This is a genomic window from Candidatus Allofournierella excrementigallinarum (assembly GCF_944388085.1).
Lineage (GTDB): Bacteria > Bacillota > Clostridia > Oscillospirales > Ruminococcaceae > Allofournierella_A > Allofournierella_A excrementigallinarum.
The window spans coordinates 1-11,095 of sequence record NZ_CALXHK010000060.1; the positions used below are offsets into that span (position 1 = coordinate 1).

11 protein-coding genes and 1 tRNA gene are annotated in these 11,095 nt (G+C 60.5%); 1 reads left to right on the forward strand and 11 read right to left on the reverse strand.

Annotation, left to right across the window (positions count from 1 at the left end; all coding sequences use genetic code 11):
- Positions 1-38: 38 nt before the first annotated feature.
- The 7 genes from ACH2AT_RS09600 to ACH2AT_RS09630 all read right to left on the reverse strand — a co-directional run bounded on the left by ACH2AT_RS09600 (position 39) and on the right by ACH2AT_RS09630 (position 5,204).
- Positions 39-878 carry a ParB/RepB/Spo0J family partition protein gene (locus ACH2AT_RS09600; RefSeq protein WP_394965573.1) on the reverse strand — a complete coding sequence of 280 codons (840 nt, stop codon included), beginning with the start codon at positions 876-878 and terminating at the stop codon, positions 39-41.
- A gap of 1 nt (position 879) precedes the next feature.
- Positions 880-1,668: a ParA family protein gene (locus tag ACH2AT_RS09605; RefSeq protein WP_394965575.1), complete on the reverse strand. Its 789-nt coding sequence runs from the start codon at positions 1,666-1,668 to the stop codon at positions 880-882.
- A gap of 61 nt (positions 1,669-1,729) precedes the next feature.
- The gene (locus ACH2AT_RS09610) at positions 1,730-2,035 is read right to left on the reverse strand and encodes a hypothetical protein (protein ID WP_394960925.1); all 306 of its coding nucleotides are present in this window, start codon (positions 2,033-2,035) and stop codon (positions 1,730-1,732) included.
- Position 2,036: 1 nt separating this feature from the next.
- Positions 2,037-2,492, reverse strand: a complete 456-nt coding sequence (locus ACH2AT_RS09615; RefSeq protein ID WP_177447733.1) for a hypothetical protein — start codon at positions 2,490-2,492, stop codon at positions 2,037-2,039.
- A 116-nt stretch (positions 2,493-2,608) separates the two neighbouring features.
- The gene (locus tag ACH2AT_RS09620; protein WP_394965577.1) at positions 2,609-3,763 is read right to left on the reverse strand and encodes a hypothetical protein; all 1,155 of its coding nucleotides are present in this window, start codon (positions 3,761-3,763) and stop codon (positions 2,609-2,611) included.
- 55 nt (positions 3,764-3,818) lie between these two features.
- Positions 3,819-4,853 (reverse strand): tyrosine-type recombinase/integrase, encoded by a 1,035-nt coding sequence (locus ACH2AT_RS09625; RefSeq protein ID WP_177447735.1) that lies wholly within the window; start codon positions 4,851-4,853, stop codon positions 3,819-3,821.
- 275 nt (positions 4,854-5,128) lie between these two features.
- Positions 5,129-5,204, reverse strand: a tRNA-Val gene (locus ACH2AT_RS09630).
- A gap of 282 nt (positions 5,205-5,486) precedes the next feature.
- On the opposite strand from ACH2AT_RS09630, the gene typA reads away from it, so the two are divergent.
- On the forward strand, positions 5,487-7,310 hold the full coding sequence (gene typA / locus ACH2AT_RS09635; RefSeq protein ID WP_394965579.1) for a translational GTPase TypA: 1,824 nt from the start codon (positions 5,487-5,489) through the stop codon (positions 7,308-7,310).
- 70 nt (positions 7,311-7,380) lie between these two features.
- On the opposite strand, the gene ACH2AT_RS09640 is transcribed toward typA, so the two are convergent.
- The 4 genes from ACH2AT_RS09640 to ACH2AT_RS09655 all read right to left on the reverse strand — a co-directional run.
- Positions 7,381-7,584, reverse strand: a complete 204-nt coding sequence (locus ACH2AT_RS09640; RefSeq protein WP_394965581.1) for a hypothetical protein — start codon at positions 7,582-7,584, stop codon at positions 7,381-7,383.
- A 35-nt stretch (positions 7,585-7,619) separates the two neighbouring features.
- Positions 7,620-9,290, reverse strand: coding sequence for a hypothetical protein (locus ACH2AT_RS09645; RefSeq protein WP_394965583.1), 1,671 nt, complete (start codon positions 9,288-9,290; stop codon positions 7,620-7,622).
- A gap of 12 nt (positions 9,291-9,302) precedes the next feature.
- Positions 9,303-10,490: a DUF3048 domain-containing protein gene (locus ACH2AT_RS09650; protein ID WP_394965584.1), complete on the reverse strand. Its 1,188-nt coding sequence runs from the start codon at positions 10,488-10,490 to the stop codon at positions 9,303-9,305.
- Between the two features lie 72 nt (positions 10,491-10,562).
- The coding region (locus tag ACH2AT_RS09655) for a DUF3048 C-terminal domain-containing protein (RefSeq protein ID WP_394965586.1) at positions 10,563-11,095 on the reverse strand (533 nt) is incomplete at its 5' end.

Sequence of the window (11,095 nt, forward strand, 5' to 3'; positions counted from 1 at the left end):
GCTTGATTTTGCATTGCTTTTTTGCACCCCTTAAAGACTTAAAGTTTCTGCTTGACTTTTATTAGCAGGTCTTTCTTTGTTGCGTCTGGCGGAAAAAACTTGGCGAAAGGTGCAAAATCCAGTTTTTTGATGGTGGCCGGCCGGATGTTCTGCTTCGCTTTGCGCCGCATGGCTACCGCCTCCTCTTCTGTGATCGTACCGCCATTCTCCAACTTCTGCGCCACCTTCGCCTGCTGTTTTTCCGGCAGGTAGGACAACTGTGCGCCGGCCCTCACCGACACTTGCCCAGCGTCCACTTTTTCCAGCAGCCCTGCATCCAGTTGGGCCAGCCGGTTGTACCGCTGCACAGTGCGGACGTCCACGCCGGTCTCTTTCGCAACGCCGACCGTGCTTTGCCCGTTGGGCAGACCCTTTTCTGCCAGCAGTTTCGCCACCGCTGCATACCCTCTGGCCCGCTCGCTGGGCGGCAAATCGTGTCCATCCTCCAGATTGGTGACATGGAAGATGTACTCCGCCGAGGCGTCATCCAGCTGTTGATAGACCATCGCCGGAATGGTCTCTTTGCCTGCCATGCGGCTGGCCTCCGTGCGGCAATGCCCAGCCAGGATCTCGTATCGGCCATCCGGCTTGGTGCGCAGCACGATGGGCTGAAGGACGCCTTTCAGCCGGATGCTGTCCGCCAGCGATTGCATTTTTTCCTTGTTGACGCTGTAAAACCTGGGCTGCAGGGGGCAAGCGTCCAGCAGATCCAGCGCGACGATCTGGTATTGCGCCTGGCCGCCCGCACCGCTCAACAAAGAAAGAACCGTGGACTGCGCCTGGAAGCCTGTTCCGGCGGTCCGGGCGCTTTTGCTGAAATTGAAGTTTTTTCCTGCCATTTCACTTGCCCTCCCGGTCCATCACTTCACCGGCCAGCTCCACATAGCGCTGCCCAACCCTGCTCTTTGCCATGGCAACACAGCTATGCCCCTGGGCGGTGCTGTCTGCCGCCTCCACAAGCCGGGGGATCACAGTGTTGTAGACCACGCCGGGATAGTCCATGTGCAGCGCCTGCTCGACAGCCTTGCTCTGGTTGGTGGCGTCCGCCATGGTGAGCAGTATGCCATTGACGCGGAGGGCGTTGCCGGTAATGCCAGCAATGTTCTGGACGATCGCAAGGAGGTTTTCGAGGCCGTCCAGCGCAGCCTTTTGGGCCTGCACCGGAATGATCACATCCGTGCTGATTACCAGGGCATTGGTGAGGATCAGGCCCAGATACGGCGGGCAATCCAGCAGCACATAATCGTACTCCTCGATGGGCAGCTGCCGAAGCAGACGCTGCAAAACCTGCTCCCGGTACATCACTGTGACCAGATAGACGTCGGCTTCGGCCAGCGAAAGGTCCGCCGCGATGTAGTCCATGCCCTCGGCATGGTGGCAGATCGCCTTACCTGCGGTATCCGCATCGACCGGCTGGCCGGCGGCCGCTTGGCGAAGCAGGCTGCTCATCGTGATCGAGCCGCCCTCCCAGCCCAGGAAGCGCGACAGGTGTGCCTGACTGTCCAGGTCGATGCACAGCACTTTCCGGCCTTTTTTTACCAGGGCCGCTGCGAGATTGATGACCGTGGTGCTCTTGCCGACGCCGCCTTTCTGATTGGCGACGGCGATGATGGTGTTTTTCTTGTTCATGGTGTTGATCCTCACTTTCCTTTTCTTGTTAAATGCAACGAGGTACGACCGACGGTCGTACCTATGCAGGCAACCACTGGTTCAGCTGGTTCATGGTCTCCACCGCATGCCCCAGCAGTGCCAGCCGGGTGTCCGGGTAGATAAGCGCGGCCAGCCCGATCAGAGCCAGGCCGGCCAGCGCGACAGATGCAGCAAAGCGGATCGCCATGATGGAAGCCCGCCCAGCCAACCGCAGTGTGTTGGTTACCACGTTTTTTCGCTCGACCACAATGGTGTTGGGGTCTGAAACGCCATACTGATCACGGAGTATCTGCTGCTGCTTCTGCTGTTCCCACGCTGCTCGCAGCTGCTTGCCTTTTGTTCTCATTTTATGGCTCCATTCCCGCAAACGCCTTCTCGCGCATTGCGTCAATCTGGTTTTCAAAAGCGATCGCCTTGGCAAGGGGCTCTTCGCTGATGTCAAAGCGGCCCATCTGAACACGCAGCTCCAATTTCCCGCCCGCGATGCCGATGGCCTCCCATGCCAGCAGGTAGTCCCTGGCCGGGAGCGTCGCCAGGCTCCAGAAGGGATTTTCCCTGCATGCGCTGTCCCAGGAAAAGACATTGTTGGCGATCTCGCAAAGCAGCTGTTTGTTCTCAGGTGCGGTTTTTTGAACTTCCTTGCGGATGGTCCGAAAATCTATGCCGTCCGATGAGACTGCTTTTTGTGCTGCGCTAAACAAATCAGGGTCTGACGACAAAATGTAAAATGCTGCCACGTATTGATGATCCACATTGCCTTCGCGCAGTGCCACAAGTTGTTTGAAGCGTTCCACGTTTGTCATGATATGATCCTCTCTTTCTTTTTCTTGTTAAATGCAACGAGGTACGACCGACGGTCGTACCTCGTTTTTGGCTTGTTCATGCGCTTTTTCAGGTGCGACCGTCGGTCGTACCTTTGTCATTTACGCCGGTGAAACAGATTGAACGTAAACCCTTTTTTCTTTTGTTGCGGTTCTGCCTTTTTGCAGGCGATGAGTTTTGCATAGAACTCATCGTTACCGCAATAAGAGAAATAGTCGGGTGCATAAGGCGCGAAATATGTATTGGGTGCGCTTTCCCCCATTTGGTTGCGAACGTCTGGCTCGTCTGCTTTCGGAACAAAAGAAAAAATGTAGTGCAGGCTTCCATCATCGTCCTCAAACACTCGGGAGAGCTGATTGCTCTCCCATGGTTTGACACCAGCCACCAGCACCCTGATGTCTTTCTCCCAAAAGGATACGGTATCAATGATCTGTGCGTAATCTCCATAGTCGCAAATCAGATAGTCATACTCCATCCGCGCCTGCATCAGCAATTTACCTGTAGCCAAGAAATGACAGCCTTGGATCGTGTACTCATGGGGGCCAAGCTGCTCGCAATGCTCATAGACCGTCAGGTACTGCCGCATTTGATCGGTCCGCTGCACATCGACATACGCACAGCGAAAATTCTGAGCAGTCAAGTAATGCAGCAGCTGCATTGCCTGGGTGGTGGTACCGATACGCGGCCCGCCTCCCGCCACGGCAATCGTTACAGCCCGTGTTGTCGGCCGAGCAGGCTTGCGGATCTGCATTGATTTTCCTGTGGCCGCATCTACCTGGGAAGGCGGAACAACAGCGTCAGGCACCGCCTGCTCGATTGCCTGTGTTTCTTTTTGTGGTTCCGGCATTTCGGCAGGCACCGGCATTTCTTTTTCCGCCGTATGAAGAAGATTGCTGATCCTCATTTGTAATTTGACGCCGGTTTGCAAAAAGATGTCTTTTTGTGCCAGACCCACTGAAGTTAAATCGCGGATCAGCCGGCTCTCCGGCAGATACCCGTCCGCCAGCACCATGATATGCAGCTGCGTGGTGTGCAGCAGGCGATCCACAAGAGATACAGCTTCATCAGCGTTGGCGGCCTTGATGGCAGCCACATCGATCAGCACATCCGTAAACTCCTGGTCCGCCTCTAAAGCGCGGCAGATCGCTGTTGCTCCTTTAGGCTCCAGCCGGCGAATATCATACCCGCCACGGAAGTTCAGTTTTTTGATTTGTTCATACAGTTGCTCACCTGCAACCACTCCGATGACCATTTTATTCCTCCTTACACAGAAGAGGGCCGCAGCGTTCACTGCGGCCCTCTTGGTTTTATATTGCCATGTGCATTTTGATGTAGTCTTCGATCTTTTGCGCTTCCTGCTGGATATGGTTTGCTTCCGGCAAGTCCATAAGGCCAGCGTGAATGTAGTGTTTCCGCGTCGTTCGGATGTCAGCATGTCCGATCATCTTTATCAGGGTCTCCTCCTCAACTCCTGCGTAGGCACTGAATGTCGCAAAACTGTGTCGAGCAGAGTAGGGGGTGATATGGGGGATGTTCCGCTTATCATTCAGCTGATCCGGCCGGTTGATGCCAAGTTCGAGGGTCATGGGGTAAAACTCCCTCGCCCGCCAATTTGCAAAGTTTTTCTTGCCTCCCTTTGCCCCGCGCACCAAGTATCCCTGTTTTTGATGTGCTACAACAGGGCAGGACAGATACCATTGCGAGATAAACGGCTGCACAAGCGGCAAAATCGGCACAATGCGATCTTGCCCAGCAACCGTTTTTGATCCGCTACAAAGAAAAGGGATCCGAGGGTCCATGTCTTCACAGCGAATGGAAAAAAGTTCTTCCGGCCGATAGCCGGTGGTGATCAAAACCAAAACGATTTGCGCCGTCTGTGCATACTTCCCGCCTTTTGCGCACTGGTAAAGCAACGGGATATGGTTGATTTCAAACGGTAATGTCTCCCGCGCTTCCCGCCCCTCCAGAACCAGCTCGGAGGCATAGTTCTGGGTGATGAGACCTTCGACGATCGCTTGCTTGCTCAGCTGGCTGATGAGCTGCTGCACCTTTTGCTGGGTCGAGAGAGACAGCCCCGAACAGGCCATTTCATCCAGGCACCTCTGGTAATCATCGTATTGGATCATTTGAATGGGAAGCTCTGCCAGACGTTCGATTTTGTTCCACGCCAAGTCGTATCCCCGTTTCCCTTTCGGGCCAAGGCTGCGGTAATGCTTTCTTTTTTTCCATCTGTTGTGTACTTCATTCAATGTGCAGCGGGCAGGGTCTTTGCGCTGATCCCATCCGCAGATGGAACAAAACAAACCATCACTCACGATTTTCTTGCAATTCATGCAAACCATAACGGACAACTCCTTTCAAATTTCAGAATATCGCTCGTTGTCCGCATATTATATCTCTTAATTTTGACGCCTGTTTCTCGGTTGACGTTTCCCTCCGTCTGGTCGTGGTTAGGCGGGTTGCTGTGCGGGGCTGTGCCCCTTACGAAGCCGCCGCTCTCCACACGGGGGTAAAGCAGCGGCGTCACAGGTATCCTGGCCGCAGGCATGAGTGGATACATAACAACAAAAAAGCCCTGGCGAACTTCATTTAAGAAGTCCGCCAGAGCTTATTTCTCTGGTGGGCGGTGAGGAACTCGAATCCCCGACCCTCTGCACGTCAAGCAGATGCTCTACCAGCTGAGCTAACCGCCCATGTCATATGACAGCTTCGTTATTATAGCAGACGGGCGCGGGTTTTGCAAGCCCTTTTTTCAAAAAGGCCTCTGTTTCTTTGCCGGACAAGGGCCGAAAGCGTAAGCAAAACTGCGGATTTTGTTCATTTGGCCGAACATTCAAAATTTATTTGTATATTCTTGACAAAGGGCGGGCCGTGCCGTACTATAAATAGCGTGCTTTTTACCGTGCATTATAGAAGTAATAGATAAGGCCGCGCCCCCGAACGCGGCCATCGGGAAGAAAGGAAGGGGTATGCAAATGGAACGTACAGATCTGCGCAACATTGCCATCATCGCCCACGTCGACCACGGCAAGACCACCCTGGTGGACCAGATGCTCAAGCAAAGCGGCGCGTTCCGGGAAAATCAGCAGGTGGCCGAGCGGGTGATGGACTCCGGCGACATCGAGCGGGAGCGCGGCATCACCATTCTGGCCAAAAACTGCTCCACTGTTTATAACGGCGTGAAGATCAACATCGTGGACACTCCGGGCCACGCCGACTTCGGCGGCGAGGTGGAGCGCGTTCTGAAGATGGTCAACGGCGTGCTGCTGCTGGTGGACGCCGCCGAGGGCTGCATGCCCCAGACCCGCTTCGTGCTGCAGAAGGCTTTGCAGCAGAACCTGAGCCTGGTGATCGCGGTGAACAAGATCGACCGGCCGGACGCCCGCATCAAGGAAGTCATCGACGAGGTGCTGCTGCTCCTGATGGATCTGGGCGCCACCGACGAGCAGCTGGACAGCCCCATGGTGTTCTGCTCCGGCCGCGCCGGCACCGCCAGCTACTCGCCCGATGTGCCGGGCGCCGACCTGAAACCCCTGTTCGACACCATCCTGCAGTATGTCAAGTGCCCCGAGGGCGACCCCGACGCCCCCTTCCAGATGCTGTGCTCCAGCGTGGACTACAACGACTTCGTGGGCCGCATCGGCATCGGCCGCATCCAGAACGGCGTGGCCAGGGTGGGCCAGGACGTGCAGGTGTGCGACTGGCACAACCCCGACGTGGCCCTGCGCGGGCGCATCACCAAGCTGTATGATTTCAAGGCCAATGGCCGCGAGCCTATCGAAGAGGCCAGGGCCGGCGACATCGTTGCCTTCAGCGGCCTGGCCGATGTGACCATCGGCAACACCCTGTGTGATCCCGCCAAGGTGGAACCGCTGCCTTTTGTGAAGATCAACGACCCCACCGTGGAGATGACCTTCTCGGTGAACGACAGCCCCTTCGCCGGCCGCGAGGGCAAGTATGTCACCAGCCGCCAGATCCGCGACCGCCTGCAGCGGGAGCTTTTGAAGGACGTGGCCCTGCGGGTGGAGGATTCCGCCACCAGCGACTCCTTCCGGGTGATGGGCCGCGGCGAGATGCACCTGTCCATCCTGATCGAGACCATGCGCCGCGAGGGCTACGAGCTGCAGGTGAGCCCCCCGAAAGTGATCACCCACGTGGAAAACGGCGTCACGGTGGAGCCCATGGAGCGGGTGGTGGTGGACGTGCCCACCGACTACCAGGGCGCGGTGATGACCGCCCTGGGCGCCCGCAAGGCCATTTTGCAGCAGATGGAACCCATCGGCAGCCGGGTGCGGCTGGAGTTCCGCATGCCCAGCCGCGGCCTGTTCGGCTATCGCAGCCAGTTCCTCACCGACACCCACGGCGAGGGCATCCTGAACACCATCTTTGACGGCTACGAGGCCTGGCAGGGCGACATCACCTGCCGCAGCACCGGCAGCCTGATCAGCTTTGAGACCGGTGACGCGGTGACCTACGGCCTGTTCAACGCCCAGGGCCGCGGCACCCTGATCGTGACCCCCGGCGAGAAGGTCTACGGCGGCATGGTGGTGGGCTACACCCCCACCGGCGAGGACATCACCGTGAACGTGTGCAAAACAAAGCACCTGACCAACACCCGCGCCTCCGGCTCGGACGACGCGCTGCGGCTGGTGCCGGTGAGCAAGTTCAGCCTGGAAGGCTGCCTGGAGTTCCTGGCCCCCGACGAACTGCTGGAGGTCACCCCCAAGAGCCTGCGCATCCGCAAGCGCATCTTGAGCCACGACCTGCGCATGAAGGAACTGAAGGGCAAGAAAAGCTGACCTTCCCCGTTTCTCACAAACAAAAAAGGAGCGTCCCCGCGAAAGGCGAAGGGGCGCCCCTTTTTTCTTTTTACCACAGCCAGTTGCGGGCTTTGGCCTCGCGGATCTCCATCTCCGCCTCGTCGGCGCGGCTGCGCTTGACCATCACCAGCGTACCGGCGCTGCCGGCCTTGAGCTTGTAGTCGATCTGGTGGTCGTGCAGCAGCTTTTCCACCTTTTTCAGTTCGTCGCCCCCGCCGCTGTAGACGGGGGTGCGGGGTTCAAACAGAGACATGGGTCTTCTCCTCTCTTCTTCGGGGCAGCGCCCCGTTACTTGACTTTGCGCCGTCTGCGCAGCGCATGCGCTGCGGCCGCGCCCGCCAGGGCCAGGGCCGAAAGGCCGCTCACCCAGTCGGAAATATGCTGCAGCGTGGTTCCGGTGTAGCTCACCACCAGCCGCCCGGCGGGCAGGCCCTCGGGCACATCCAGCTCCACCCGGCCCCCTGCGTCCTTGTGCAGCGGAATCGGGATGGCCTCGCCGCCGTCCGCAGGCTCCACCCAGGCGGAGTAGCCTTTGTACCACAGCTTCGGGATGCCCCAGAGCCCCGGGGCGCCGTCGAAGTCCGCCACAAAATCGCCGTTCGGCAGATAATTTCCAATGAACACGCCCTCACTGTTGGTGTACTGCGCCCCCGGCTCGAAGGCAAACTCGATGGCGTTCACCCCGGCGGGCAGCCACTCCGCCCCCACCAGATAGAAAGTCTCGCCCCGCTGGCCGGTGAAATAGTTCCTGTCGTAATTCACCAGCTCCGGGAAGGTGGGCCACAGGCAGGCAAGGTTCGCCAGCGAGAGGGCGAAGCACGCCGCCAGCGCCGCGGCTCTGACACGCTTGGCCGGAAAGCCCGCCAGCAGGCAGGCCGCCCCCAGGCACAGGAACATCTGGCCGAAGGCGTTGAGCCGCCAGGGGAACTGCACGCTGGTGAGCACCGTCTCGTCCAGCCTGGCCCAGGGCACCCAGTTCAGGGTGGCGAAGGTGAGCGCCGCGCCCACCGCCAGGAACACCCAGCCCCGGCGGCAGCGCCGCCCTTTGCGGGCCAGCCACGCCCCCGCCGCCACTGCCAGCGGCGCCAGCAGCATGCCGCCGAGGCCGAGGCCGGTGTAAGAACCGGGGTCAAAGATGCCGGCAAGGGTCAGATAGTTGTAGGCAAGGCGGGTCAGCGGTTCGGCGCTGACCTTGAAGGTGTCGGCGGTGAACTGTTCCAGCACCGGCAGCCAGTAATAGCAGCTCACCGCAAGGCAGGCCGCCGCCGCGCCGAAGCCCGCGGCCAGCGCCCGCCGGTTCAGCATTCTGGGCAGGCGCGCCAGCACCCACGCCACCGCCACAAGGCCCATCAGCGCCAGGCTGACGGTATGGCTGAGCATCAGGCCGGTGAAGCCCAAAAACAGCAGCCAGGGCTTTTTGGCCCCCTCTTCGGTGAGGTCCCACAGGCCCCACACCGCCAGGGGCAGAAAGGCCATGGCCTGCACCTCCCCCACCGCGCTGCGGATATAGAGGTTGGTGAAGTGGTACTGGCACAGGCCGTAGAGCACCATGAAGGCGCAGCCGGCAAAATGGCTTTTGCCGATGGCCCGGCCCGCGAAATAGCTGGTGACGCACTGCAGGGCCGCGCAGCTCAGCATCAGGAACTTGAAGGCCAGCTCCGGCCCCAGCACCGCCACCCGTGCCAGCGCCGCAGGATAGAGCAAGAGGTCCGGGTAGAACAGGCCGGCGGCATAGCCGTAGCCGCCCAGGATCAGCGAGTAGACCCGCACCGGGATGGACGCGCCGCCCCCCAGGGCGGCGGCCAGCCCCTCCAGGCGCAGGATGTGGAACACGGCGTCGTGGCCGGCCACCAGGTCCCGGTGGGCAAAGGGCAGCGCGCAGACGATGAGCACCGCCGCGGCGCACACCGCCGCCGCGAACCACTGCTTTTTTGTGTTAGGCGTCAGGGCGTTTTCCATGCTCGTCCCCCGTCAGCCGGCCGCGGAAGCGGAGTCTGCGGGGGCGGAGGAAGCTTCCGTGGAGGCCCCGCCCATGGGCGCGGGGGCCTCGGGCAGGGGCTGCTCGGCGCCGCCGGAATCCAGCAGGCGCAGGCTCTGGCCCTCAAAGCCGCCCCAGATGCCGATGTAGGTGCGCCCGGGCCGCACCGGGAAGGGCTGGCCTTCCGCGTCGAAGAGCTGCAGCGGCTGGTCCGCCCCGCCCTTTTTCCACTGGATCTGCACCGCGCCGCCGCCGGTGAGATATACGCCGTCGCCGCCGGTGAGGTCGTAGTCGCGGGTGACGCCGTCGTCCTTGAAGCCGGAGGGCGCCATCAGCAGCAGCACGTTGGTGAAGCGCACCAGGCCGTCCTCCTTGGCGGCGTCCAGCTGGTCCTGATCGTTCTCTTTCAGAAAGTAGCGGTCCTCCGCTTCGCCGTAGACCAGCTGCGCGGTGCGCTGGGCGCCGTAGCCGATCTCCAGCCGGTAGCCGCTGCCCCCAGCGGGCGCGGCGGCCTCGTCAAAATGGAAGAAGGTGGGGGTCTCGCCGTCCGCCGACTGCCCATAGGACTCGATGGCGCTCTGGATCAGGCGGGAATCGGCGTACCAGCACAGCTCCTGGGGGGCGGTCTGGTCCCGCTCGCCGTCCAGGTTGTAGGCGTTCACGCCGATGTAGATGCCGTCCAGCGGCTGGTAGGTGTACCAGTTGACCAGATTGGAGGTGTAGATGTCGCTGTCGATGTACATGGGGATGGCGTTCACCGGCATCACCATCTGCAAAAACAGGTCCCGGCCCTGGCTCACAGGGCCCACCTTCACTGCCTTTTCCAGGCAGTCGAACACCGCCATCATGCGGGTGTTCTCCCCTTCGGTGTTGGCCTCGATCAGAAGGTCGGCGGTGCCGATGCCCCACTGGGGCCGGGCCGCCGCGTCGTTCGACACCATCACCGCCACCGGGCGGCGGCCGGGATGCTCCGCCGTGCGCCCGGTGAGGGCGCTGACGCCCTCGGCGGGCAGCGGCATCTCTGTGCTGGCCTCGTGGGGCTCGGGGGTGGGGGTCGCAGGCTGGCTGGCGCTCTGGGACGTGCCGGGCGCGGATGTGCCGCTCTGGGCAGGCGCGGACCCGCAGCCCGCCAGCAGCAGCACGGCCAAAACCGCGGCAGCGGCTCGCATTGCAAGTTTCATGGGTGTGTTCTCCTTGTCCTGTTCAAAAAGGGCCCCCGCCGATGCCGGCCGGGGCCCCGAATGCAAGTTGGTTCAATCGTCGCTTTCCACAAAATCGTTGGTGGTGGGGGCCTCCTGCACGTCCTGGGCAGTCTCCAGCGGCTCCCAGCTGAAGCCGGGGATCTCGTCCTCGTCCACCACGGTCACATAAGTCTTGCCGCAGTTGATCTCGAAGGGTTCCTCCGTTTCGAAATCCACGATGCGCAGGGCGTCCAGCGGGGTGCCCTTCTGCCAGCGGATGCGCTCGATCCTGCCGCCGTAGCAGTAGTAACCCACGCCGCCCCAGCTGTACTCGGCGTACTGCAGGTCCTTGGCTTCATGGCCGGGATAGGTGTGGATGTCGGTGAAGAGGATGAGCAGGTTGTCGAACATCAGCTGCTGGCCGTTGTTCTCGTCGATGGTGTCCATGTAGGACCCCTTGCTGTAGTACCACTGGGCCATGGCGTACTGGCCGAGGCTGGAATCGTAGTCGAACTGGGTGCGGTAGGACTGGGAGTGGCGGATGGTCACGCGGCCCGCGTCGGGGCTGGCGCCGCCCTCCAGATGCTCGCCGGTGAGCTCTTTGG